At 46.2% G+C, this 25,176-nt stretch carries 19 protein-coding genes and 2 pseudogenes; 5 read left to right on the forward strand and 16 right to left on the reverse strand.

The genetic code is table 11. The features are described 5' to 3' along the window. Positions 1-44: 44 nt before the first annotated feature. The gene (locus F3I20_RS08020) at positions 45-962 is read left to right on the forward strand and encodes a LysR family transcriptional regulator (RefSeq protein ID WP_047955833.1); all 918 of its coding nucleotides are present in this window, start codon (positions 45-47) and stop codon (positions 960-962) included. A 214-nt stretch (positions 963-1,176) separates the two neighbouring features. On the opposite strand, the pseudogene F3I20_RS08025 reads toward F3I20_RS08020, so the two are convergent. Beyond that, positions 1,177-1,414: pseudogene (locus tag F3I20_RS08025) on the reverse strand (Arm DNA-binding domain-containing protein); the annotation flags it as partial. Between the two features lie 408 nt (positions 1,415-1,822). Further along, on the reverse strand, positions 1,823-3,949 hold the full coding sequence (locus F3I20_RS08030) for a CHAT domain-containing protein (protein WP_058707493.1): 2,127 nt from the start codon (positions 3,947-3,949) through the stop codon (positions 1,823-1,825). 1,194 nt (positions 3,950-5,143) lie between these two features. On the opposite strand from F3I20_RS08030, the gene F3I20_RS08035 reads away from it, so the two are divergent. The 3 genes and pseudogenes from F3I20_RS08035 to F3I20_RS24525 all read left to right on the forward strand — a co-directional run. After that, positions 5,144-6,961 (forward strand): ATP-dependent nuclease, encoded by a 1,818-nt coding sequence (locus F3I20_RS08035; RefSeq protein ID WP_425266204.1) that lies wholly within the window; start codon positions 5,144-5,146, stop codon positions 6,959-6,961. Next, on the forward strand, positions 6,948-8,765 hold the full coding sequence (locus tag F3I20_RS08040) for an ATP-dependent helicase (protein ID WP_047955831.1): 1,818 nt from the start codon (positions 6,948-6,950) through the stop codon (positions 8,763-8,765). Before F3I20_RS08035 ends, F3I20_RS08040 begins: the two co-directional genes overlap by 14 nt. Before the next feature lie 174 nt (positions 8,766-8,939). Beyond that, positions 8,940-9,029, forward strand: a pseudogene (locus F3I20_RS24525) (hypothetical protein); the annotation flags it as partial. 168 nt (positions 9,030-9,197) lie between these two features. On the opposite strand, the gene F3I20_RS08050 reads toward F3I20_RS24525, so the two are convergent. From F3I20_RS08050 to F3I20_RS08070, 4 genes are all read right to left on the reverse strand, one after another. Beyond that, the gene (locus F3I20_RS08050) at positions 9,198-9,500 is read right to left on the reverse strand and encodes a hypothetical protein (RefSeq protein WP_126981310.1); all 303 of its coding nucleotides are present in this window, start codon (positions 9,498-9,500) and stop codon (positions 9,198-9,200) included. A 1,257-nt stretch (positions 9,501-10,757) separates the two neighbouring features. Next, positions 10,758-12,737: an exonuclease SbcC gene (locus F3I20_RS08060; RefSeq protein ID WP_047955829.1), complete on the reverse strand. Its 1,980-nt coding sequence runs from the start codon at positions 12,735-12,737 to the stop codon at positions 10,758-10,760. Beyond that, on the reverse strand, positions 12,734-13,240 hold the full coding sequence (locus tag F3I20_RS08065; protein ID WP_047955828.1) for an ABC-three component system middle component 4: 507 nt from the start codon (positions 13,238-13,240) through the stop codon (positions 12,734-12,736). Before F3I20_RS08065 ends, F3I20_RS08060 begins: the two co-directional genes overlap by 4 nt. Further along, positions 13,237-14,445: an ABC-three component system protein gene (locus F3I20_RS08070; protein WP_047955827.1), complete on the reverse strand. Its 1,209-nt coding sequence runs from the start codon at positions 14,443-14,445 to the stop codon at positions 13,237-13,239. Before F3I20_RS08070 ends, F3I20_RS08065 begins: the two co-directional genes overlap by 4 nt. Before the next feature lie 425 nt (positions 14,446-14,870). Between F3I20_RS08070 and F3I20_RS08075 the strand changes: the two genes are divergently transcribed. Further along, on the forward strand, positions 14,871-15,815 hold the full coding sequence (locus F3I20_RS08075) for an ArdC family protein (RefSeq protein ID WP_047955826.1): 945 nt from the start codon (positions 14,871-14,873) through the stop codon (positions 15,813-15,815). A gap of 193 nt (positions 15,816-16,008) precedes the next feature. Here F3I20_RS08075 and mobC read toward each other — a convergent pair whose 3' ends face one another. From mobC to F3I20_RS08120, 10 genes are all read right to left on the reverse strand, one after another. Beyond that, on the reverse strand, positions 16,009-16,755 hold the full coding sequence (gene mobC / locus F3I20_RS08080) for a MobC family replication-relaxation protein (protein WP_047955825.1): 747 nt from the start codon (positions 16,753-16,755) through the stop codon (positions 16,009-16,011). Between the two features lie 9 nt (positions 16,756-16,764). Then, positions 16,765-18,624: a type IV secretory system conjugative DNA transfer family protein gene (locus F3I20_RS08085; protein WP_047955824.1), complete on the reverse strand. Its 1,860-nt coding sequence runs from the start codon at positions 18,622-18,624 to the stop codon at positions 16,765-16,767. Positions 18,625-19,323: 699 nt separating this feature from the next. Continuing rightward, positions 19,324-19,626, reverse strand: a complete 303-nt coding sequence (locus F3I20_RS08090; protein WP_047955823.1) for a TrbM/KikA/MpfK family conjugal transfer protein — start codon at positions 19,624-19,626, stop codon at positions 19,324-19,326. Positions 19,627-19,686: 60 nt separating this feature from the next. Then, positions 19,687-20,706: a P-type DNA transfer ATPase VirB11 gene (gene virB11 / locus F3I20_RS08095; protein WP_047955822.1), complete on the reverse strand. Its 1,020-nt coding sequence runs from the start codon at positions 20,704-20,706 to the stop codon at positions 19,687-19,689. Beyond that, the gene (virB10, locus tag F3I20_RS08100) at positions 20,696-22,003 is read right to left on the reverse strand and encodes a VirB10/TraB/TrbI family type IV secretion system protein (protein WP_047955821.1); all 1,308 of its coding nucleotides are present in this window, start codon (positions 22,001-22,003) and stop codon (positions 20,696-20,698) included. The genes virB11 and virB10 overlap by 11 nt, the downstream gene beginning before the upstream one ends. Further along, positions 22,000-22,890, reverse strand: a complete 891-nt coding sequence (gene virB9 / locus F3I20_RS08105; protein WP_185939365.1) for a P-type conjugative transfer protein VirB9 — start codon at positions 22,888-22,890, stop codon at positions 22,000-22,002. Before virB9 ends, virB10 begins: the two co-directional genes overlap by 4 nt. Continuing rightward, positions 22,887-23,570 carry a VirB8 family type IV secretion system protein gene (locus F3I20_RS08110; RefSeq protein WP_047955819.1) on the reverse strand — a complete coding sequence of 228 codons (684 nt, stop codon included), beginning with the start codon at positions 23,568-23,570 and terminating at the stop codon, positions 22,887-22,889. Before F3I20_RS08110 ends, virB9 begins: the two co-directional genes overlap by 4 nt. After that, complete coding sequence (locus F3I20_RS23895; protein WP_047955818.1) at positions 23,563-23,703, reverse strand: hypothetical protein; 141 nt, start codon at positions 23,701-23,703, stop codon at positions 23,563-23,565. Before F3I20_RS23895 ends, F3I20_RS08110 begins: the two co-directional genes overlap by 8 nt. An 89-nt stretch (positions 23,704-23,792) precedes the next feature. Beyond that, on the reverse strand, positions 23,793-24,824 hold the full coding sequence (locus F3I20_RS08115; protein ID WP_047955817.1) for a TrbL/VirB6 family protein: 1,032 nt from the start codon (positions 24,822-24,824) through the stop codon (positions 23,793-23,795). A gap of 71 nt (positions 24,825-24,895) precedes the next feature. Beyond that, positions 24,896-25,171, reverse strand: coding sequence for an EexN family lipoprotein (locus tag F3I20_RS08120; RefSeq protein ID WP_047955816.1), 276 nt, complete (start codon positions 25,169-25,171; stop codon positions 24,896-24,898). Positions 25,172-25,176 lie beyond the last annotated feature (5 nt).

The raw sequence follows: 25,176 nt of genomic DNA on the forward strand, positions 1-25,176 counted from the left end.
CGCTCATGGGCAAACATTTTGCTTAAATAAAAAGAGGGGCAGAGATGCTGACATTACGCCAGGTTCGTTATTTTGTTGCCACCGCCGAAATGGGGCAGATCTCGCTGGCGGCCTTGCATCTCAATATTTCTCAGTCGGCGGTCACCGGGGCGATTCAGGAGCTGGAGCAGCTATTGGGCAAGAAGCTGTTTACCCGCTCGGTGCACGGCATGATGCTGACCGACTACGGGAACCATTTTCTTAACCATGCCTATACCGTGTTACAGACCGTGGATAATGCCGTGCGTAGTATGCCGGTTAATGACACGGGTGTGCGAGGCACGCTGCGCCTGGCGGCAAGTTACACGGTGATTGGCTATTTTCTGCCGTTCCATCTGCAACGGCTGGCGCAGGATTACCCGCACATTGATATCCAGTTGTTTGAGTATGAGCGGCAGGATATTGAACAAGGATTGGTTGACCAGAAGCTGGATATGGCACTGGTGCTGACTGGCAATTTACGCCATCAGTCGATTTATGCCGAAACCCTGTTTAATTCTACGCGCCGCTTGTGGCTGCCATCGCGGCATCCGTTATGTGAAAAATCGCACGTGACGCTGGAGGATGTGGCCGGGGAACCTTTCATTATGCTCACGGTGGATGAAGCCGCAGACAGTGCCATGCGCTACTGGGAAGAGGCCGGAGCCAGCCCGAGCGTCATCCTGCGCACCAGTTCGGTCGAGGCGGTGCGCAGCATGGTGGCTAATGGTTCGGGGATTGCTATCTTATCGGACCTGGTTTATCGCCCGTGGTCGCTGGAAGGGCGGCGCATTGAGACCCGTTCGCTGGTGAACCATGTGCACCCGATGAGCGTCGGCCTGGCATGGCGTCATGACGCCCACTTAACCCCGGCGATGGCGGCGCTGCGCGAGTATTTCCGCAGCGCATTCGTGACGCAGCAAATCAATATGGTGCGACGTTAACACCTCTCTGCGCCCGACGTGAGTAAACCTTTCCCTATTAATAACCAAAAGTTTTGGCATTTGAGAAATGGACAAGACTGGAGCGCCCCGAGCCGTAGACAAATCTGCCCTGTAGTTTGAGCACTGAAGAAATCTATGGGTACACCGCGTTTTACTCCCGAATTAAGAAGAGGCTGTCCGCCAGATAATCGAACGTAGTTATTCCGTGGCCGAAAATGCGTTGTTGAGCGGGATTAATGTTCCGAGCCAGTAACTTACGGATCCCCTCGCGTTGCTGTCGGGCACCAGCCAGCGACATAACAGGGTAAGCACTTAAGCCAGGACGGGATGCTTTACCGTTGATACGGTATTTGGGATACCAAAGACGTGAACCGTCTGGATGGACACGCAGCTACAGACCAATCAGAGGCTTTACAAGAAGGTTTGAGGCTGCGGGTTTTCGTGTCGTTAAGGGGGGCATTTGGCGATCACTCCACAATCGAACTGAAATGACCCAGATTTGACGACCACTTTTTCCCGATGCGGGGGGTAAACTGAATACGAATCGGGAAGGCTTTTCACGCTAACTTATTGAATCAAAATCGTACAGGGATTCGCAAAGCGACATGAAAACAAGAATTTGACTCTCTGACTGGGATCGCCTTTGCCAGTAACTGGCTAATAATTAAGCTAATCCTGAATTTCCTTTTTGTCAAGACCACCAGAATGACCACCAATCGAAGCTGGTGATCATTTTTGTACATTTGGTTATCGCTATTTAATTTATGAAACTTGGGTTGTTGTACGGCCTGAACCTACCTCGTTTGGATTCTAAGATCTGCAGGTGATTTTTATCTGCAGATCCTATATCAGTAAGTTTTTTATTCTATGCTTAGATCTTCTGCATAAATTAAAACTTTTTCAGGAGAGCCTATTTGCACATAGTTCAGGCATTCAGCAAACAAGAAGTGATTATTAAGTTCATCACTAATTTGATTTTTAGATAGGTCTGTTAAATTTTCAAAGAAATAATAAACTCCATCTAAAAAATCGTGAGGGTGATTTTCTAATGCGATATTTATATAATTCCGTAACTCTATTAATATGGACTTATCATTAATTTTATATTTTCTGAAAATGTACATTAAAAAATAATCGAAATAAACTCGGCGGTTAAGTCCCGTAATGAACTCTGACCATCTTAAACTTGTTTTAGTGAATAAAATTCTTTCAGGTAGATAGTATCTTAGGCGTTTATATAATCGGCCTATATAGATAGCCGCATCTCTACTTAATATGGGGTATGTACTAGCCAGTACCGTTTTTGCTCCTGCACATAGAAAAGCATTTGCTGCATTAAAATGATTTCTATCGGCTGGGCTTGTATCACAAGCACTTAATACGACTATTGGTGGGATATTAGCTAAACCCATTAACTCATAAGGATACAAAATTTCACCTGATAGCTCAAGGAATCCATGCCCATCATAATCATGGCCACCGTGCATATCAAATATTACAAGAGCGAATTTAAATGAATTCAAAGAATCCACTAGCTCATTTTTATTTGTGACATCTTTAAATATTACTTCCATTTCAAAGTTCGGGATGTAAGACCCTTTTTTAGAAACTTTTTCATTTACTACTGAATTAATACTAGGGTCGTTGCATTCTTTTATTACCCGATGCAATTCATTTTTTATATCATTACTTATACGTTCCCCAGCTTTAAAGGAACTGATGACTAATATTTTTTTAAAACTATCTAGGCTTATTGAAACTTCGTTATTATTGAGAAGAATGTTTTGTTTTATAAATCCCGGGGTGTTGAATATACGACTTGTGTTATGCCTTATCATCAACGGTAGGCCATTTACATTAGTCCATTCCAAAGGGAAGTTTGATATTATTTTTATTTGCTTATTTGATGTTTTAGAAAAATAATCAAACATAGTGTCAGATTTATCAATTACTTTAGATGAGAAAATCTTCATCATTTTTTGTATTTTTGATATATTACTATTTCTAATGTTTTTACCTATGTCTGAAACCAGGCTAAAAAGATCATTATTACATATTCTTATTTTTATTTCAGGAGTTAAAGTCGATGAAGCATAAATGGATGATATTAGACTGTTGAAATATAACTCATTCCGATATTCAGCAATATGATTGTTATAATATGAACTATCAATGTCTGTTGATGTTTTAGCATATGAGATTGAGTCGGAAATCAGCTCGTAATCTATGGTTTGGTTTCTCATTAATGCATGCTTTGAGTATTTCTTTGCATTTATAGAATACTCTAGATCAATGGTAAAGTCAGTGATTAAATAGTCTACACTTGGTATCGATAATTCTATGTGCATGTTGCTTGTTATTTTATTCTTAATTTTATTTATAAGATTGATTGATGTTTCAATATTTTCATTTTTGTCTTTATTACAAATGACTTTAGGGTTAAAAAAGAGATTGATTGATTCTAATGTTTTTATATTGCAAAAGGTAGAAATATTCTCGTCTATTTTAATATCGGTTTCTATGTGTTCTCGTTTATAAGTATCAGGTAGGTCGGTATAAACAGAATCTTGTTCTTTAATTTTGGAGAAGAAAAAGTTCCTCAGTACATCAATATTAATTTCTTCATGTGAAAGGGTGTTCTCAATTGCAATATCTTTATTTATTGAGATATATAGTATAGTACCACATTTTTTCACTGCCTTGGTGAACCTTTCATCTATGAAAACAACTTTAAAAACATAAGGTAAGTTTTCAATTTCATTATAATCTTCAATGAAATGTATTATTCTTCCGGGATGTATGCCGCTAATTCTTATTTTTATCTTCTCTTCTTTCTCGCAAAGTAATTCTGGTATGCTTATTGGTAAGTTATTGATCTTTTCTAATAAGGGTGATAATTTAAGTAGATAATTAGAAGATCTTAAAAAAAAAGACTCTCCCTCATTTTTATCTATTATAATATAACAAATGCTAAATTTGTTTTTCATTTAAGGACTCTTTCTGCTAGATTTTCCGTAAAAAATTTTTTTGGGTTGAATATTTCATTGTAAGTTAACAGACTGAAACTTTTAATTATTATGACATTTTGAAATGTATAAGTATAGGTTTTGTATTAAAAAATGAAATGTAGCCATGCAAGTGTCAAGACTCTATCCTGTGTGGGACAGTTTTTAAGTATTAGAAGTGGGCATCTTTGCACATATCTTGTTATTTGAAATCCTGATTCCCACTAGTGGTAATCTTTCGAGTACCATAAGTTACTGTCCCTTTACCCTGTGGCATTGATAAACCGCATCTTGCAGTTTTCCACTAAAGATATCATCATAGTTGGTATCTAACTGTTGATATTGAAGGCTGTTTTTGTATGGTCGAATAATATTTAGTGGACAAAGAAGGCGTATATCCCCAAGAGAATAATTTTTTTACGACATTAAGTAAGTAATATTTTCATTAGAAGAAAGTCACTCCCCGCCAAGCTGAGTCCCTAAAATATTCAGCAGTATAGGAGGCAGTTTGCACGCTATAGACATGAGGGTTTAGAATCATTATACCTAATGCCCTGAGAAAAATTGATCTGCTTCCAGTTGATATTGTGCCGTATCGCCAGGGTATGACCTGTCGTGCCAGCTCATTGTTCTCCAAATCCCAGGATGGCCCGTCCAATGTGAGCAATGCGTAGCTCAGGCTCATTAGGCCGGATACAAGTGTGCCGCGGGCAGTGACAGTGAATAGAGTCTGATAGCCGCTTCGCCTTAGCGCGCCTTGCAGACCGTCACCAACGGTAGCGCGGGAGTTTTCCGGCAATGCCACGCCGATTACCTGCAATATCAGGTCGTGCTGCGCTACATCAGGTGCTAGCTTTAAAGAGGGTAGCGCCCGGAATAAAACCGGGCTCAGCATTTTCAGGAACCGGAGAAATCTCTTTAATGGGCGAAGGCAAGAGAGGCGAGGAGGTTGTCGCGCAGCCACTGAGCAAGGCAGTGACGACAAAAAGCCACTTTGTGAGATGGATCATAGGCATGGTTTAGCTCTCTGTTACGATGAACTGTTACCTTCGTCGGACAAATAGATTTGATTAGCAAAAAATGTGCAATGACCAAAACCGTTTTGATCGCAACTGCACCCCTCAGCAGATTTGGTCGTGCTAGGCAGTCTCTTGCGGTTTGAGGGCTACTCTTATTTTGGAAGATAATCAAAAAGATAGGGAGGCAGTAATGCGGATTTCCCGAATCCGGTTAATTAATTTCGCCAACTTCTCCGACGTTGATGTTGAAACGGGTGAGAGTATTGTTATTGTTGGTGAAAACAAGGTTGGCAAGAGCAATTTTATTCGCGGCCTGCAACTGATTCTTGACCCAGCGTTGTCTGAGCGTGACCGTCAACTGGGTTTTGAACATTTTTGGGATGGATTGGGCGAAGACAAATTGGGGGAGACCATTGAAATTTCAGTAGATTTCACTGATTTCACTGACGATCCCCGATTGATGGCTCATCTGAATGACTGTGTCCTTAATCCGGGGCCTCCGATGGTGGCCCGCCTTACCTATCGCTTTCAGCCCAAAACCGAGTTAAATCGAGCTCCAGAATCGTTAAAAGATTATGAGTATGTGATCTTCGGTGGTGCTGATCCTGACATGCATATTGGTGGTGCGTTTCGTCGTATGTTGCCCATCGATGTTCAAGGCGCGTTGCGTGATGCTGAGAAGGATCTTTCAAGTTGGCGCAATTCACCCTTGAGGCCGCTTATTGAAGAACTTTCCGCATCTCTGGACGAGGAGGATCGTGAGGAGATTCAAACCCTGGTCGATGAGGCTCAGCGGGAACTGGCTGGGCATGATGAGGTGGTGGCGACAGCCGAACGAATTAGCGAACGGTTGATTGCTATAGCAGGTGAGCAACATGCCGTTCCGGTATCGCTCGGACTTGCACCGACTCGCGTTGATGCGCTGCTACGTAGCCTGCGTTTGCTGCTCGACAGTGGCATTCGGGGCATTGGCGATGCCAGCTTGGGGACAGCTAATCTGATTTTTCTGGCTCTGAAAAGCCTCGAACTTGATCGTCTTGTTGATGACGGAGAGCGAGACCATACGTTTTTCGTCGTCGAGGAGCCTGAGGCACATTTGCATCCGCACGTACAGCGCCTAGTCTACCGTTATTTCCTGGGTACTGACGGGGAGAATGGTGATGAAAGGGCACCGCTGACAACGATCCTGACCACCCATTCCCCACATATTGCCAGCGTCACGCCTGTCAGATCTATCGTTCTGCTGCGTCATGACGCAGAGGACGAGAAGACTATTGCTGTTTCAACGGCGAACGCACCGTTTACGCAGCGGGACGAAGATGATCTGCAGCGCTATATCGACGTCACCCGCGGCGAAATATTCTTTTCACGTGGGGTGATCCTAGTGGAAGGGGATGCTGAACGCTTTCTTGTCCCTGCATTCGCCGATGCTCTTGATATTCCCCTCGATATGCTTGGGATCACGGTGTGCTCGATCGGTGGAACAAATTTCACTCCGTATGTGAAGCTCCTGGGGCCACGGGGGCTTAATATTCCGCATGTGATTTTGACAGACCGCGATCCTATGGCGGTTGGAGAGCCGCTGGTTCGTAGGAGACTTATCAATATTTTAGACGTGCTTGAGGGAGATGTTGACCATGATGATATGGATACCGATGAAGTGATTGCACGTGCCGGGGTGTATGGATGCTTTGTCAATGAGATCACCTTGGAGCCTGAGCTGTTTACCGGTGGACTGGCCGAAGCCATGCAGTCGGTCATTGAGCGGGAACTATCTCTGGCGCAAGTTACCTTAGATCGGATACAGGCATGGGTGGATGACACGGACCAGCTTGATATAGCCCGGTTGTTGAAACTAATTGAGCGAATTGGCAAAGGGCGGTTCGCCCAGGCGCTGGCAACTTCGGTGTCGGAGGATGTTTGTCCGGATTACATTCGCGAAGCACTGGAGCATATCCGCGATGCCGTTGCGTAGTGTCAGTGCAGCCTATTTGGCTCAGGCTGCCGAGCTGGCCGGGAATCCGGGCCAGTTAGCCGCGTATGAATCCCGTGGGCATTGCGTGGTACTCGCCGGGCCAGGTAGTGGTAAGACCAAGACGCTCGTGCTGAAGCTGGCCCGAATCCTGGCCGAGGATGTTCAGGCTCCACGTGGCGCGGCATGTATCACATATAGCCAAGAATGTGCTCGCGAGCTGATCCGTCGTCTCGAAGCGCTGGGGCTCAGAGAAGCACCGAATCTCTTTATCGGAACCGTCCATGGGTTCTGTTTGCGCCATCTGTTGATGCCCTATGGACGACTGGCCGATTTGCCAATCCCATTTCCGCTTTCAGTAGCTTCTCAGCGTGCTAGCGAGCGGTTACTTCGACAATCTGGTGACCGTCTCTTTGGCCCAAACCATCCCTATAAGGCTATTGATCTCGGACGACATCGCCGTTCGGTGCTGAACCGCAACAGTGTTGCCTGGCGTGCAGAGGAGGAACTCGCTGCCTGGGCCGAGGCCTACGAAGCGGCATTGCGGCAGGAAGGGCTAATCGACTACGACGATATGGTGGTATTCGGCCAGCGTCTGATCGTCGAGCATGACTGGGTTCTACCCTTGGTACAGGCGAAATTTCCGATCCTTGCGGTTGATGAATATCAGGATTTGGGCGTTGCGCTCCACCGTATAGTCAAACGCCTGGCTTTCGAGGGTGGCGTACGCTTATTTGCTGTGGGTGATGCAGACCAATCGATCTACGGTTTCACTGGTGCCGATGGTGCGTTACTCATGGAACTGGCAAGCAGGAGAGACGTTGAAACAGTCAGGCTTCAGTTGAACTATAGATCAGGAACGGGCATCGTCAATGCATCTGAGATGGTGTTGGGTGAGGTTCGTGGTTATCGCGCAAGCGACCCGAACCGCCAGACAACCATTGCGTTCCAGCTGTGTCCGGATGGTCTGGAGGATCAGGCTGTCCATGCTGTCGCGCAGATTATTCCAACTGCGTTAGCTGCTAAGCCGGGTCGAACGCTGGGTGACATCGCCATTCTGTACAAGGACTACCGTGCCGGTGATGTGGTGGCCGATGCGGTGACCGCTGGCGGTTTTGATTACATTCGTGTGGACACCGCAGCACCTTATCGCAAGGTTGCCTTGACGAGCTGGGTGGAGGATTGCGCGGCATGGTGTGCTGGTGGTTGGCGTATTGGGCGCCCTCAACTGCGTGGATTGATAGACCGTTATCTGGCATTTCATCGGGCGAGACTGGATGATGCATGCGCCCGGCGCAAGGGACAGGAGTTAACTAGGCTGCTTTGGGCACTTCGCACCGACCAGCAACCTGCGTGCGATTTTGTCGTGTCGTTGCGCAACGGACTCGTTGATTCCCTGCTGGCTACTGAACCGGCACTTTCTGATCAGGCTGAGCAACTGGAACACATGACTGCAGCACTTGCCGAAGGCGGTGCGTTGGCGCTGCTGGACATAACGAGCCTAGGTGGTCGTGACGGCTCACCTGAACACCTCAATTTGCTGACGCTTCACTCAGCCAAAGGTTGCGAATATGACGTGGTCATCATGGTCGGTTTGGATCTGGGGAATTTGCCGTGGCGTAATGAGGCGCCAGAGAAGCTGCGCGAAAGCCGTCGTCTTTTCTATGTGGGGCTGACCCGCGCACGGGATGAGGTGCATATGCTGTATTCCGGTTTTGTTGATGGTCGCAACGGCCCTATGCGTCTAGGGCGTTCCCCATTTCTGGATGAACTGGAGGCGCGAATGCGAGGGGCCGGTTTATGGTAGTCGGGAATAAATGCGTGATCGAATCTGTGGACAGCCAGCAAAAGAAAACGCCGATAATTGCGCCACCTTCCAATGCTGAACCAAAGGCACAATGCATCTTCCATAATTTAGTCCACTGAACAGGTAAATCATCACCTGCGACTGAAACTGGACCGAAAGATGGTTTGCTACCCGTTAAAAGCGATGAAAAACGATAAACGCTCTAATTTCAAAGCCGCCAGCATGGCATCGAAAACGCATCGTTATTTGATGGATAAAATTTGAGTCTGTTAGCGATTCACCAATCAAACCAAAGCAAGAGCCCGCTCAGGTTTCCCTGAGCGGGCTCTTCAAATTGACTGGACTCGTACTTCATTTGTATCCCTTGTTACAAGGGATGATAATATTTTAATAAAACCACCCCTAATTCATAAGGGGTAGTTTTATTTTAAATTAACCTGTAATAAACAATTTTGACTTGTTGCTAGGCGTTTTAAAATTACTCAATCCTCTCTTTTGCCCTGCATCATGACAAACTAAATATATAGGATATCGTTTATTGTCCCCAATTGTTTCCATATCTATTTTCTTGTTTTTCCCTTCTGCATGGTATTCACCGAATAGATCAGGCTTTGGTTTCTTATTTGTTTTTTTAAAAACGGTATCAAAAGTCAATAAAAGATTGGTTCTTTCTAATGTCCTTTTTTTTACCTTGCAATAGTGGAAGTGATATCCAAAGTTATGGTTTTCAACCACAACACCTTCTTTTGTACCTGGGATTTGTAGGAGATAACATATATTGGGTATTGATTATTGAGGCACAAGCAGCTTATGTTCTTCAAGTAAGATAGCATCACTGTAAATAGGAATGATATCAATAACATCATGATAAAATGGTAACGGAGTTTTAAATTTATTTTAGTATTTTTTCCATTTATTAGTATTTCATTTTCTTGTCGTTGCAAGAGCGTTTCCAAATGAAATTCGATCATCGATTCAAGTTTAAATATTATTTCAAGATAAGATTCTATATTCTTTTCGTCAGGAAATTCTCTTAGAAAGTTCCAATGAAATCTTCTGTTCCAATCACCTATTATTTCTAGCTCATGGATGATTTTTCTAATAAAATCTATTGTTGACCTATCTACTGTTTCCATAGGTTGAACCTTTTTTTGTAGTCGATTTTATATTTTGTCATAACAATAAGGAAATTAATCGGATATATTTAAATTATTCTGTTGCCTTTAATTGCTTGCCCATTAAAATAGTCTAATTGTTATCGGTCAATCGATTTTCTTAATTATTTCATGCAATGCTTCCCCGGATGCTCATGTGCCGGAAGGCAAATGTTACACCATTGCGAATTACGATATCAGTTTTCCCGGTTTGATGAAACAGATCAGCAACTGGCGCAAGGGACCGGGTGTTTTATCCGGATAGACCTCAGCAGGACGGCCCCGGTCAGGGGTAATCCCGTTAAAGGCAGGATGACCATCAGTGATGCTCTCTGTACCGCACTCGCGGGGGCGGGGCTGAAAGTGACTGAACAGCAGGCTGATTCGATAACGGTCAGATGATGAGTGCGGAAAGAGGATAAAGTATGAGTAAGATATTGATTTTTTTATGCTGTATACCCTGGCATTTTCAGCATTGACTTATGCCGGGCAGAGTGACTCAAAGGACGGGTGCAAACTGTAGCGTACAAATGATGCCAACGGCGGAGCCAGACTTGCCGGGGAAAACGGTCTGCGGGGCATGAATGGTTGACCGGGAGGAACCAGACCCTCGCCTGATGGCAAATACTATCTCCCCGGCACATATGAGGAATGTTATTCCGGGCATTAAAGCTCCCTGCACCAGAACAGATATTCGTCCGGAGCGCAGGATTATGAGAGAGCCTGAGGTAGCCATATCCTCGAGCTGGGGTGCGGCAATGGAATGATGGCATCCCTGTGGTTTTCCTGTAAGTATCACAGTGAAAACCAAAGTTTAGCATCCCTCAATCTAAAGTAGTTAATGTTTGTAAATGACATCATCAATTAGTCCGACAGGTAACCCGTTTTCCTTATTTGCACTATAGTGAGCAACAGTTATAGCTTTTAATCTGTCAGAAAGCTTATCAGGGACATCATTGTCTACAACAATTATCTGACACGGGCTTCTTTTTTTCTGCGCATAATTGGTTATTTCTATGAGTGCATTATAGATGTTTTCATATTTTTCTGGATCAGAAATTCCTTCATCAATATCATCTATTATATTGGTCTCGGATGCATATTTCGTCTTCAAGTTTTTTCCGAGATACTTACCTATAGTATCAAGCATCAAAAAACGAGGATGGTTTATGTCTGAGTCAATAGAGCTCTTTAATATTGATGACATATACCCTATGGAAATAATAGTTCTTAAACCTCCAGATGTAATATTAAAATAGTCTCTATCTCTTACAATGGGCGAGAAATGTTTTTTACTTATACTTATCCCAGTTCTATTTTTTATTTTCACACCGGTTAAAAAAATCATCAAATCATCCCCTAAAGAAGATAATATACCATCTATGCTAGGAGCATTAACTCTTAAGTCGTTAAGTTTTTCTGTAAGAGTTTCTATATTATCTGTAAGGCTTTTTTGCTTGGTTAAAAGTTCCTCTTGACGGTTTCTAACTTTTAAGCTTGATACTAAAGCCTCTCTTTTTTTACTTACAGATGTTATTTCTTTTAATAAAGAATCACGTTGGGTGAGAAATGGAGTAATAAACTGTTTTGCTTCTGTATCTATCATTCCACTGACTTTGTTCAGATCAGCTTCAAGTTGAATTTTATCATCCAGCAAAATCCTATGTTCATGAGTCAGGTTAATAATTAGATCGCTAATGGATTTTTCTCTTTTTTCTAATGATAATAATTCTTCATCGAGAGACTCAGGTTTGGATTTGATAAATCCACCTTCACCGTTCTCAATGGTAATTATATTATCACAAATAGGGCAATTACATTTAATATCTTGGGTAAGGCCAATTTTTTCATTAGCCAAATGAATTGCTTTTATTTTCTTTATGTCATTAATATAATCGTTTTTAAGTCTAATGTATTGATCTTTTTTTAAATTTATTTCTTCAATGCTTCTTACGATCATTTTTATTTTTAGGTTGAATTCTGAATGGTACGATTTAAACTGATTGTAATTGTCAGAGTTTGCCATCATACTACTATTTAATGAGTGAAGCTCAATGTTCAACGAATCATAGATTAAATCACATTCTTCTATTGCATCATCAATTGATGGGATGCTTTCATAACCTGTCTCTCGCAAAAACTCCGAAACATGTTCATACTTTTTACGCAAGTTGTTTAATTCAGATCTTTTATCTGATATTTGTTGCTCAATATCGGATATGTCAGTGTCTAGTACGTTATATATATATTTGAAAACTTCTTTAGTATACGTATATTTAGCCCAGTCAGTCATTCCCAAGAGAGACTTGCTTCCCATATCATCTTGATTGACGTAGGAATATTTAATGATATTTCTGAAGCTTAACCGCTTAAATTGACTAGTCACCTGAGTGGGTGACACTTTTAATTTTAATTTGGGGAAATTTAATGCATCCATTAAGAAATCAGAAAAGAATCCATCTGGGGCATTGTTATTAGAGAAGTTAGGAGCATATTTTCTAGAAATGAATGCTTCTCTCCTCTCGAAAGGACACTGATAGACCTCAATGAAATTTTGTGGTTTGTAAATATCTCTAACTATGGTATAGGCAGAATCATTTATTATAACCTCTAACGCCGCATAATTAACAGATGATATAATCTCATCGGCCAACTCTATTTTACTGGCGCCAAGTAAATAGTTAATAAACTCTAAAATACTAGATTTTCCTGTGTCTGAATCACCATGTATAATATTTAATCCATCTTCAAACTTGACAATGTAATTCTTACGTACACCAACAAGGATTAATCGTTCAATTCTTAAATAGGATTTCATTTTGACACCTTGAATACTTCATTCAGAATGGAATTTAATTTACTGGAGGTTAGTGATTTTATTTTATCCAGTGATTTGGTATAAGCTTTCACTGAGTTAAAGTATTCGCCGCCAAACTGCTCGTAAGCGCGTTCACCCTCAGTTGTTAAACTAAAATAAGTTGCACCATCAGACTTTGTTACACGAAGCCATCCCAGTATCGACACTTTTTTCAAAAGTGTTTTTATTTTTGGAGTGCTGAAAAGAATATCAACGTTTAATGATAGACTTTTAATTGTATAAGTTTCTGTCATATCAATGGATGTGTTTTGTTTACCTGCCAAAATCATTACAGCCTCAAGTTTTGACGGGTTTTTAATCAAATATAAAAATATTTGAATTTTATTTCTATCCAACAATAGAACATCATTTCTATTCTTGCTTAGCGTATGAATTAAAATAATCAGAAGAGCAACATTCAAATTAAAATCTTCATCAAGAGGAATATAAGGTAATGAAATCATTTTTGCCCCCTTAAACTATTCAAAGAGTCAAGAGATGTGTCTGGGGACCAAATTATATCTCTATCTAGCTTATTAGCAAGCTGATGCAGCATTCCTTTCTTATGTACACTATCAAGTGTATCAAGAAGAGATGATAATTTAACCTTATCTTCATCTTCTATTTTTTTGTGTATTGCAGCTAAGAGTTGGTTTGCTGTATTATGATTTGCTATAGAGTCATGATACTGTGTTTGATATATCTCCCTTATTTTTCTATACAAAACACTTAAGGTTTCTCTATCTCGATCGCTAGTGAAAATATTTCTGGCCAATTCTGCATTATAATAATACTCCTTAGCATGTTTTGATATATCACTATGTACATCAGCGACTATCATTTTCAATACAAAAAATTCATTGTCATATTGCTTATCATCTTTAAATTCTGGTGAAGATGAAATTAGTTCCGTTTTGTTATGTATTTCAAGAGCTAGTTTCTTAACGATAAGATAAACATTAGAATCCCTATCCTTTGGTTTGCAAATTGTCGAATGATCCTCCTGAACAGCTATAGACTCTTTGGCAGAAACTTGAACAGGAATTGCACTGGCTTTAACTACAATACTATCGTAGCTTCCATACAAAAACTTTAACTCAGGGAGTTTAGACAATTTTACCCATCTGCGGTTTAGAGAATCTGTTTCTTTACTAAATACACTTAAATCACCAAGCTGGACATTTGATGAAACCATACTAGCCCATGAAGCAGTTTCTGACCCCGAATGAGGAACAGCAAGTGAAATAAATCCAGTTATATTGTGAGAAAGATCTCTTTCATGCATTTTAATAATGCATGATTTTGCTATTAAACCTCCCATGCTGTGAGCGACAAATATTATATTACTATAATCGGATAAATTTATTTGACATTCACCAACAAGTAACTCTGATAATTCATCAACAGGAAGATTGACTTCTTTTTTTGTTAGTGATGTGAACAACCTGGCAAGTAGATTTCTACTTTTACCGTAGGTATTCGTAAAATTAGTGAAATACTCAAAACAAGCTATATCAAAGGCATCACAAAAATCTTCATCCTCACATATAAGCTGTGGAAAGGATGTGATCTTATCAACTGCCCACGTATCACTTCCGCCTTTTAAGCCATGTATAAACAAGATTAAGTGTTTAGCATTATTTTTTTTCTTCCAGATTAACATACTCATTACTGTCTCTTTATTTTTTTCAGTAGGATTTCTGTGTGAATAATTACATTCTCTAACCAATTGTTTCACTAATCAATCAGAATTTTCACTCTCAAGGAGTGGCTTGAAAAATCTTTTAAATCAATAAATTATGATGGTTTTGATTGCATGCGTATTGCTACGGTGCAGTTATTCATTCAATAGTTCAAACCCTTTTCACCGCTGCATAGCAAGGGGCGCTGCGCCCGGCTATGCAGGGGCAAGTTTTTTTCTCTCGTGCGCTTTTCGTTCTCCGTATCTGCTTCCGGTTAATCTTTTCCCAACACAACCCGTCCCGTAAGGGTAAATGGCACGCATGCTGCGCCCTTGCTGGCCGGAACGATGCCGGGAAAGCGAACCGTCAGGCGATACGAAGACGAAAATCACACACTGACGGAGAAAAAACCATGAAGATTTCCCTGCATACCCAGACTAGAGCCCCTAACGCCGCAGCGACGACCAGCGTATCCCCGCTGGACCCGTCAGGCTCCTCAAAAACGAAATTTTCTAAAACCAGAACAGATAATTATCAGACCATTACCGACAACATCATCACAGCACTGGAAGCCGGTGTAAAACCGTGGTCCTGCCCGTGGCAGCGCGTATCGGGCATGTCTGGTCTGCCATCCAATTATGCCACCGGCGTACCCTACAGCGGCATGAATATCATGTTGCTGTGGTGCAGTGCGTCAAAACAGGGTTTCAGTGATTCCCGCTGGATGACCTACAAACAGTCTCAGACAGCAGGTGGACAGGTTCGCAAGGGCGAACATGGTACGACGGCCATTTTCTACACCACGCTGGAGAAGGAAAACGACGCAGGAGAAATTGACCATATCCCGATGCTTAAAACTTTCACCGTGTTTAACGTTCAGCAAATCGACGGCTTGGCCCTGACAACTGAAACAGTCAGCCCGGAAGCAACCTTTGACCCGTTGCCGCATGCTGAAAATCTGTTCAGGAAGAGCGGCGCAAGCATCATCGAGAAAGGACAAAATGCCTTTTTCAGTCCATCCTCTGATGAAGTCTGGTTACCAGCGCGCCATCTGTTTTCGGATGCGGCTAACTTCTACGCTACTGGCCTGCATGAGCTGGTTCACTGGAGTGGTGGTAAAAAACGCCTGAACCGTGAAATGAAAGGGAAGTTTGGCAGTGCAGATTATGCAGAGGAAGAATTGGTGGCGGAGCTGGGAAGTGCTTTTCTGATGGCGGAACTGGGGATTGAGGGAGAGGTACAACATGAAAGCTATATTGCTTCCTGGCTGAAAGCGCTGAAAAACGACAAGCGTTATATTTTTAAAGCGGCCAGCGCCGCCTCCAAAGCGCATCGTTATCTGATGGATAAACTCTGAGGCCGGAGCCGGACAACCGCAAGGGAATGCGGTTACATGGTTTTAACCGGCAACGCTGCAGGGCGCAGACTGAGGCGGAACGCAGCACAGCGAGTACCGGACAGTCTGCGCCTCGCAGTGGAATAAAAAAAATTCCGGCCTGGCGGTATCGCCGCCAGGCCGGTGAGGCCATCACGATGACCTGAATAAAAGCTTACGTATAGCTGCCTAATGAAAGGTGTTTCAGTTCATCAAAGGTATAAATGCGAAACACCCGACGGTGGCGTTCTTCCAGCGGGACGTGCTGATGGTTGATGATGACGTGTCTGATGCTGTCAAACAGCAGTTCAAGTGCCCGTTTTTTCTGTGGGTCAGGCATGACATAAAAAACATAAATCCAGTTCTTGCGGGTACGGGCCAGCAGGTGACTGGCAATTATCGACTGATAACGGGCCCGGGTTTTCAGGCGGCGCTCGGTTTCAATGGCAATAACTTTTCCGTCAGGCAGGGTCAGTAACCCATCTGGGCGATGTTTTACCTGATACTTGCTGATAAAAGTGGTCCGGTCGCCGTTAATCCATCCCGAAGCACCTTTTTTCTCCAGAATAAGTCTGGCGGCCTGATTATCAAGATGATGCTCCAGCGTCCAGCCGGTAATTCTGGACGGTTCAAACCTCGCGGGAAAGATTTTATCATCCGGAGTTAACACCACCGCCAGCCCGTCGCTGGTGATCCCCCATAATGAAATCTTCATTGTCCGTGATTCAAGCACATGCTTCTGGATTAACCCCATTTGCTCAGTTTTTGCCAACAGCGAATAAAGCGATTTATGATCCCGGAAACCAAATAGCAGCATCAGCGTTTTGAAATCGCTGTAGGTTTCTTCTTTCAGGAAGTTCAGCAGTTGTTTTATTTTTTCTCTGTTGCGTGTCTGGCGCTCTTGATATGTAGAAATCAGCATAACCGCTCCTTAAAAATCCAGCGGGGACAGGTGTTCTCCTTCATCAGGTTGGGGCTCTGCCGGTTTGACTTCGCTTTCGTTGAAGAAAAGATCCGGGTGCGTTGTCATCACATCCTGTATGGATGGTTTATCATCCTCGTCAAAATCCAGTGCGATTTTCACCGGTGCCGCCGATGCGGCAATATCAGGGGAAACCGAGAAGATTTTTAGCTGACTCTTTCTGATCTTTATCGGTGAAATCAGTGAGGCAGAAGGTAGCGTTTTTGTCGTAAAGATAAAGCTGACAAAATCGTGCAGGTTCAGGATCATGTTACTGTCAATAAAGTAACGTTCGGCCTGGCGGATTGTGCGCTCACTGTCGATGGTCTCTGTCAGCATATTATCCGTTTTAGCCTTACGGAGTTCATCATCCACCAGAATAGTGCCTGACATTCTTGCCACCCATTCCGCCGTATCCGGGTCCATGACGCGATAAACCAGTTTGAATTTGGCATTTTCAACGACCGCACCGACAACGGCATCACCTTTCAAATCTGCCGGGCAGTCTTTTAAATCGGCAATGGACTGGTGGTCCATAATAATATGCACGCCTTTATCCCGCGCCGCACCTAAACCTTCCAGCGCTGGCCGGGATAAATGATATTTCAGTTCGGAAAGATAAATAGCTATGGAGCGGGGAACGTTTGTTACACGGTCGCGCCTTTCTGCTAACTGGTACAGGCGAACCAGTAACATGCGCTGGGTTGTAATAATTTTGCTGTTTCGCATGGAGCCGATAACATAGCAACAGCCGCCTTCATCAAACATTTGTTGAAGTGAAAAACCTTCCGGTGAATTAATGGCATTTAATAATGCCAGCTCTTCAATCTTACCGAAAAATGCTTTGATTTTTTCGGCAATGCTCTGAACGTAGTCACCGTTATAAACATCACGGAGAGTTGCCGATGGGTTATCACTGACAAATTGCGCGGCCATACGTGCGGCTTTTCGGTCATCAATGCGATAAAAATCCGATTCCTGCCCTTTTTCCGCCAGGCTGAAACCGGCAACAAACAATTCTTCCAGTTCATCGGGCGTGATATCTTCAATCAGATTTAACTGGTATTGCTGTTTTCGCAGGTCGATTAAGGCAAAGGGTTTGCCTGCATCCTCGCAGGCTTTGCGGTAAAGATGCGGTGCCCATTCATCATCCTTGGGGTCCATAACAAACACACCTTCACCGGCCAGAATGCTTTGATAAAGCAATATACCAGCAGCAACCCCTTTACCGGCTCCTGTGGTGCCGATAATATCCGCGTGTTGTTTCTGCCAGTCCTTTAACGGGAGATACAACGGCTCCTTCTCGCTGTCCATACCAGTAAAAATACCTTTATTCAGGTCGATATAATCCAGCGGGTTATAATGCAGTGTTTCCGGCAGCAGGGATTTTACGGTGCGGACATCGGTGCGCAATTCCCGTTCAAGGGTGGTTTTTTTAACAAGGCGTTTCTTTATTCTGTCCAGTTCAGGCGTGAATACCCGGCGAAGCATAATATGAAAAATAATCCCGGTCACAGTGAAAGTGATCCGTACTGCCCACGCCAGTACCGTATTATCACTGGTGAGTCTGATTTTATACAGCCACTGAAAGGATCCGATAACTATCGGGGCCATTGTGCCAGATATAAAACACAACAGCGAAAAAGCAATAATCAGCTTTTTCCATAACGGGGCCTTCTGCCGTTCATCGCTTTTCATCGACGTAAAAAACGGCATCGTCAGCCCCGCTAATAACGCCAGTATCAGTTGTTGCTGTTGCACAAAAGCGAGCAGTGCCAGCATCCCGTTCACTATCGGCGACAGTGAAGCGGTAAGCTTATTTAAAATCATCGTGCCTCCTTCGTCAGCGATTCGCCCCATGACATCGCCCCATCAGTTCGCCCCACGGTGTCGGGCGAAAAGGCGGGGCGAACGTATGGGGTAAAGAAGGTGGTCGCTGTGCGGCCATGTGCAGGAAAGCATGCTTCCCTGCACGAAACGGCGTGCGCCAGTACATGCGGGCTGGACGCCCTTATTGCCTGTCACATGGGGGCAATGTCGTGGCTGGACGCCGCGCCAAAACCCCCAGGGTCAAAGGCAGCACACCGTCGCCCGCTACGCGCGACCACCCCCTTTAAGACGGTCGCTTTCGCCTTTTTCTTCCCTTTACTCGTTCCTCGTAGCGGGAATAAAAGGGAAGCTGACCTTTAAAGAGGGTGGTCGCGCCACGCTACCGGCTTTTGGCCGGAGACTTAGCTGCGACGGTGTGCGGGGCGATGCCCCCCAAATAAACCGCTGTCGTGGGCGACAGCTTTTCGCTCGCTGGGGCGGCGAAATTTATCCGGCTCCCCCCAGCCTGCAAAATCCGCGTGGGCGCGGCTGTTTGCAGGTGAGGCGCGGTGCCTGAATTATTTTCGCTCCTTAACCCGCGAAAATATTTCTGTCCGCTGCCTCATTTTTACGGCCCCTGTTTCTTCGCTCCTTAATCCGCGAAAAACAGAAGCCGTAAAAACCTGAAAACCGTCACGCTCTGTGCCCGTCTCGCCAGTATTAACCACGAACGCGGCCATATTTACTGATGACCTGACTGATAGCCGCCGGGTCTGCCGAATCACATTCAAGTAAAAACGATTTTCTGGCATCGGCCGTATGGTCAGGAAGAAAACCGTGTTTATTCTCTTTCACGATATTAAAGAATGCCCGTTCAGCGGAATGACATTCACTGCTGCCACTGTTTCCCGTTGTTTTACCGTACATGCATAAAACCACTTCGCAGGCATCAGCGGCCATTGCGGATGTTGAACATGACGCCATAACGCCGAGAAATAATAAGGAGAGTATGACTTTCTTCATTTCAGTTACCGGTATGATTAATGAAAGGTTGCGTATTTAGGGTAATGTTATTTGCCAGAGTTATTGTCTGAATGCCTCTTTCATGCTGTTTAAATGAACTGGCTTAAAGTAAATATCACTCATCCGGCGCACATCGCCGTGTATGTCAATACTGACGATGACATCAATGCTTTTAAGTACCTTGCGTAACAGCACATCAAAAGGAATATTCCGGCAGTCGGGGTTTTCATAGCAGCGGTCAATGATCCCTTCAATACATTCTTCCGGGCTGCCCGCGTGCATGGAGGTGATTAGTCCTTCATGTCCCGAGCCGACAATTTTCAGCGCGTCCCACGCTTCACGCCCACGAATTTCCGCCAGTAATATCCGGTCAGGGTTCATCCGATAATTAGCACGAATCAGCCTGCCAGGCGTGACAATAGCGTTATCCCCGGCATCCGCCGGGTAAAAAAGATGAACATAATTGGCATGGTGATAAAAACGGATTTCAGGATTATCCTCAATGGTGGTTAGCCGGAGATGCAACGGAATATAATGCAGTAGCGTTTTCATATAGGTGGTTTTACCGGAGCCGGTTTCACCCACAATAAAAATCGTTTTGCCATATTCCACCGCTTTTTCCATAAAGCGGGGAATATTCCCGCTGTTATATAACTGAATCAGTGCATCATCCTGACTTTCCGTTTTCTCCTGACCGGCCACACGCTGATAAAATCCCGCATCAATCCATGACTGATGTGTTTTCTGCTCAAACGAGGGCTTGCGCAGCGTAATGGATACCGTATTACGCTCACAGGCCGGAGGAATAATCGCCTGAATACGTTCGCCGGATCTTAATGTTGCAGAAAGGATGGGTGATGTATCGTCAATATTATCGTCATGCCAGGATGCCAGCGCCCTGGCAAAGGCATGACACTGACGCAGCGTGATCGGGGATGCCTGTTTTTGCCAATTCCCCCGGATTTTCGTATACAGTTCGCCCGGCCGGTTAACGGCAATTTCTGTCAGGCCATCCTGCGCAAGAAAATCACCAAAGAGCCGGTTTTTCATAAAGTCCAGTGACAGGTTTTCAGCGTTCATACCATTTCTTTTTTAGTCGAAGTTGATAAACAGAGGAAAAATCAATATCCGTGCCGGTCATGATGCCGAGCACATCACCCTGGTTCAGGTACATGGTGGGCGGGATACTGATGCTGTTTTCCAGCGTCGTTTTTGCCATTTCAGCCGTGGCGGCACGGGTGTTTTCGGTATAGTCGGTATTGCGGTCTTTACCCGGCGCGGCATCTGATGCCGCTGCCGCCACGTCCTGCACGGTACTCAGCATCAGGGCGTTGCCGAAACGCTCCCAGAAATGGCTGTCGATCCAGCCTGCGATCCCCGCCTCACCAAGCGGGCCGGTAGCCTGCGTATCGGTGAGCGGGATTTGCAGGCTGCCGGGCTCCGGTGTGCGCAGCTCCGTCCACAGCACAAACATCCGGCTGCGTCCGTGATGCAGTGCCCCGGTGCGGTAGAAACCACGGGCAACTGTTCCCGCTGGGATCAGCCTTACATGGTTGCTGGCGCTCCAGACATCCTCATTGATAAGGCAGGAGATATGGCCGCCAACATCCGACACGAAGCGCCGCATCATCGAACAGGGAATATATCGATCCACCGGGATATAGAGATCAGGATCGAGGCCCAGCCGCCTGACACCGGTGACGCTGGCGAGGCCCGGATCGTCGCTGTTACTGCTGGCTGCCGATGTGACCCCATCCGGGCAGTGCAGGCGGCCATCCTTCCCCCTGACCAGTACCAACTGACAAGATGTGTACGCCGTGGATGATGCCGGACTGCCCGACGTTCCCGTGCCGCTGTGCGGTTCGCTACGGGACGTGCGGGTATTGCCGCCAGCTGTTGTACTGCCGTTGTTCAGCCCATCGGCCAGTGCTGCCGCCTTGTTCAGGGCGGGTGGTTCCGGCGGTAATAAGGGAGGAGCAGTGTCGCTCTGACTGGCAGGGCCTGCGCTTTCCTGCCTCCCTGGCCCGAACAGGCCAAACGGGTTACTGTCCATGCCCAGATTCTTACGCTCCTGCTGCACCGCCCCGGAGGAGGGCGGCGGCGCGGTGTCAGATTTTTTCTCATCATCCCTTTTCAGGGCGCTGAGAAGACGATCGCCACCGGATGCCAGCGCGATGACCAGGACCAGACTCAGCAGGCTGACGATCAGCGTGCGGCGACCGGACGCCTTACGGAAACGGGTCACTTCCGGCTGGCCGGGCGGCGTTTTCTGCTCCGGCTCCTGATATGTCATTGCCGCGCGGGCGCGTTCACGGGCTTCCGCTTCCCGTTCTGCGGTGGTTTTTTCCGGTTCGTCCGGGAAAGATTTGTCGGTCATTTTGCCTCCAGCGTAACGGACGGCGAAACGGTGTCACTGTTGGTCAGCGGGAAACGCCCGAATCCGTCGTTTTCGATCCCCACCACCGAGGTGCCGTAACGCAGTACCAGCTGCGGCGATGCCGGAACCACCATCACGGTGTAGTTGCCCTGTTGAACTGTCTGCGGCGTGACCGCCTGCTCCTGACCATTAACCACCCGGAAGACAGAAGGCAGGGTTTTCGTGGGGGAAAAACCGATATACGCAAAACGGCCGTCATCCCAGGTAAAGTCCGGGGCGATGAAGGCTGAGCCTGCTGCCACCCGTTTTGTATAGCGCCAGTTGCGCGGAGTGGTAGCCTTCCCGAATGCCGCCGCTATCCGCTTGCGGTCCAGTGTTTCCTGCTGTCGTTGCTGACGGGGGGCGCTGGCGGCGGCTGACTTTTCCCTCTGCTCATCGGGATAGCGGTAGCGGATAACAAATGCCTGAGCGGGCGAGTCTTTATCCAGGACGTTCAGCTCCAGGCTGTAATCGCGCTTCGATGTCACCACGAACAGATTGGTTTTCCAGTCTTTTGCTGTCGGCAGAAATACCTGGCTGACGGTGTTGCCGCTGGCATCCGTGACCGGCTGGGTAATCGGGTTCGGACTGACGCCCACCCGGTTGTCGCTTTTCGTCACGGTCCAGCCTCTGGGAAAACCCGCCTGCGCATCGATAACGGTTTCATCGTCATCAAACACCAGCATGGTAACGTAGCCGGGGCGGGTACTGACGACCGTGGCGTTCTGGCTGTTGTATGTGACGTTCTGCATCCGGCTGTCATACGCGCTGCCGCGCGGTGTCGCTGCGCTCCATGCCACGCATGACGCCAGTAAGCCAGAGAGGAGCAGGGTATGTCTAAGCATCATTCCCCCCTCAGCTCTTTATCGCGCTGGTAGCTGGTGACGATAAAGCCCAGCGGGTTCACTTCGCGCTGGCTGTCGGTCAGTTGCCGGTGCGGGACGTAGCGGTATGTGAGACGGATATTCCAGACATCCGTTTTCACGGAATTATCAGCAATACGGCGGATAGTGCGTTTGATACGCAGGGTTGCCAGATTATCCGGCCTAGTGGCAGGCGCATGCACATTGGAAATAATGTCGATATAAACGACATATTCCGCCTTGTTAAAAATAACGTCCGGTGCCTGGTCGCCGTTAAACCCGTACAGATAGTCCCGGTTTACGCTGTCGCTGTTGAATAACTGTACGTCGTCATAATCACGCTGGAGGGAGAAATAATTATATCCCTCGCGGAGTTTGACATAGTGTGCTGCCAGTGAATGCGCCAGTGCCTTTTCAGACGAAATATCCCGTTCCTTCACGCGGGTCATATATTCATAGCGCCCGGTCTGTTTATCCACTGACCATAATTCAGTGTCGGTGGTTTTCAGCGGCAGCAGAATAATAATGGCCGTAATCGCCATTGCGGCCAGAATCAGTCCGGCAGTGGCCACCCGCCAGGCGGTTCTTCGGGAACGCTCTTCCTTTTCCAGCAGGATGGATTCAAAAGAGCGGGAAACATTAACAATGTTCTGAATATCAGACATGGTTAGTCAGCTCCTGAATGATGGCGGGGGAATTCACCGGCTCGAGTTCGCCGGATACCGGCGGGAGGTCGCCCTGATGCCGTGCGCAGCCCGTGAGCGCGCACAGCATCAGAAGGAAGATGCTGAATTTCATGGAAGCCCCTTATCGTATGGATGCAGGAATGCCGCACCGGTGGCGCAGGCCACGGCGTGACGGGGAAAGGAAATTAAGAGACGGGAGGATTAACGGTGACGTTGCCGGTTCAGGCGTTTCATACTTTCGATGGCGGCGGCGCGTTTCTGCCAGGCGCTCACGGTTTTACCCGCGCCTGCGCCAGTGAGTGTGCCGGTCGCCGCTGCGACGGCCATACCGCCTTTCGCAGCCAGGCGGGCACCACCCTTTATCCCCGGCCCGGCAAGGTCGGCGGATTTGTTCGCCAGTCCGGTCAGACCACTCATGGCCGCCCCCTGTAACACCGCCTGTACAGCGGCTCCGCTGAGGGCGCTGGCGAGCTTCGCCGAGAACCAGACCACCACACCGGCTGCAATCCCGGCCAGCAGGCACTGTGCCGCCAGCGTCACCATGTTGCTGACATTGGATGTCCGGGTCGCTGCATCAAGGATTTTATTCAGGTAATTGATGGCGATACGGATGGATAAGGCGGAAAACATGATCGTTAATATTGCCGCGAAAATCGTTTTCAGCCAGTTATCAAACATCGGCTTAAGAAAACCGTACAGCAGGCAGAAAATAAAGAGCGGCGCGGTGGTCGTCATTAACAGGATGACAATTTCAGCGAGCAGGTTGACAAAGGTGGCAGCCAGTAACAGAACGATCGCGCCGCCCCATACCAGCACTTCGGCAAAGCCACCATTCAGTTTGACGTAAGTCGAGGTGTCCATACTGAACAGTGTCTGCCCCAGTGTCTGTGCCTTTTCCCAGACGGTATCAAGCAGCGCCCAGACGTTATCATTGCCGCTGACACCGTCTTTGAGTCCCTGGATAGCCGCTACCGCCATATCCAGCCAGCCATCCCGGTTTAACGCAAAGGTGGTGATCAGCAACATTCGCCCCACATCCCAGACGACATCTTCAACCGGGGCCCGGAGTTTGCCAGCCAGCGTCTGATAACCGCGATACAGTATAAATAAGGTAAAAGAGCTGACGATGATGACACTGATCATCGTACCGTAACTGGAAGACTGACCTTCCAGTACGGCATTAAGTCCATCCATGATGTTTTTGTCCATACCCACAAAAATACCACCGGACATGGTGCCTCACCTGATATATAAAGAAAGGAAATAGAAAACAGGGAGAATTCCCTGTTTTGCTGGAGGAGATATTACTGTGTGACGGATTTTCTCTTTTCGGCTTCCTGCTGAAAGATTATCTCAAATTTTTCTTTTATTCTGGGCTTGCCAATTTGAGCGAACATAATGGCAGCCCGTTGAGCAAACTCGCAGTTATCGCTTGCCTCGCCATCCTTCAGGCATTGCGTATAAACCGCATAAGTTTCGTCAGGATGTTGCTTATACCAGGCTTCGGATTTGGTTTCCTTGCAGCCGGACAGTAATATCACGCCTGAGAGTGTGCATAAGGTGAATAAGGATCTGAGCACGGATA

The organism is Candidatus Pantoea gossypiicola (assembly GCF_008632075.1).
Taxonomy (GTDB): Bacteria; Pseudomonadota; Gammaproteobacteria; order Enterobacterales; family Enterobacteriaceae; genus Pantoea; species Pantoea gossypiicola.

Coding starts and splice junctions, on each gene's coding strand:
- F3I20_RS08070 (WP_047955827.1), bottom strand. CDS start 14,445: ATGAGTATGTTAATCTGGAAGAAAAAAAATAATGCTAAACACTTAATC.
- F3I20_RS08110 (WP_047955819.1), bottom strand. CDS start 23,570: ATGTCTGATATTCAGAACATTGTTAATGTTTCCCGCTCTTTTGAATCC.
- F3I20_RS08030 (WP_058707493.1), bottom strand. CDS start 3,949: ATGAAAAACAAATTTAGCATTTGTTATATTATAATAGATAAAAATGAG.
- virB11 (WP_047955822.1), bottom strand. CDS start 20,706: ATGAACGCTGAAAACCTGTCACTGGACTTTATGAAAAACCGGCTCTTT.
- F3I20_RS23895 (WP_047955818.1), bottom strand. CDS start 23,703: ATGAAATTCAGCATCTTCCTTCTGATGCTGTGCGCGCTCACGGGCTGC.
- F3I20_RS08040 (WP_047955831.1), top strand. CDS start 6,948: ATGCCGTTGCGTAGTGTCAGTGCAGCCTATTTGGCTCAGGCTGCCGAG.
- mobC (WP_047955825.1), bottom strand. CDS start 16,755: ATGCTGATTTCTACATATCAAGAGCGCCAGACACGCAACAGAGAAAAA.
- F3I20_RS08065 (WP_047955828.1), bottom strand. CDS start 13,240: ATGATTTCATTACCTTATATTCCTCTTGATGAAGATTTTAATTTGAAT.
- F3I20_RS08020 (WP_047955833.1), top strand. CDS start 45: ATGCTGACATTACGCCAGGTTCGTTATTTTGTTGCCACCGCCGAAATG.
- virB9 (WP_185939365.1), bottom strand. CDS start 22,890: ATGATGCTTAGACATACCCTGCTCCTCTCTGGCTTACTGGCGTCATGC.
- F3I20_RS08060 (WP_047955829.1), bottom strand. CDS start 12,737: ATGAAATCCTATTTAAGAATTGAACGATTAATCCTTGTTGGTGTACGT.
- F3I20_RS08085 (WP_047955824.1), bottom strand. CDS start 18,624: ATGATTTTAAATAAGCTTACCGCTTCACTGTCGCCGATAGTGAACGGG.
- F3I20_RS08090 (WP_047955823.1), bottom strand. CDS start 19,626: ATGAAGAAAGTCATACTCTCCTTATTATTTCTCGGCGTTATGGCGTCA.
- F3I20_RS08075 (WP_047955826.1), top strand. CDS start 14,871: ATGAAGATTTCCCTGCATACCCAGACTAGAGCCCCTAACGCCGCAGCG.
- F3I20_RS08115 (WP_047955817.1), bottom strand. CDS start 24,824: ATGTCCGGTGGTATTTTTGTGGGTATGGACAAAAACATCATGGATGGA.
- virB10 (WP_047955821.1), bottom strand. CDS start 22,003: ATGACCGACAAATCTTTCCCGGACGAACCGGAAAAAACCACCGCAGAA.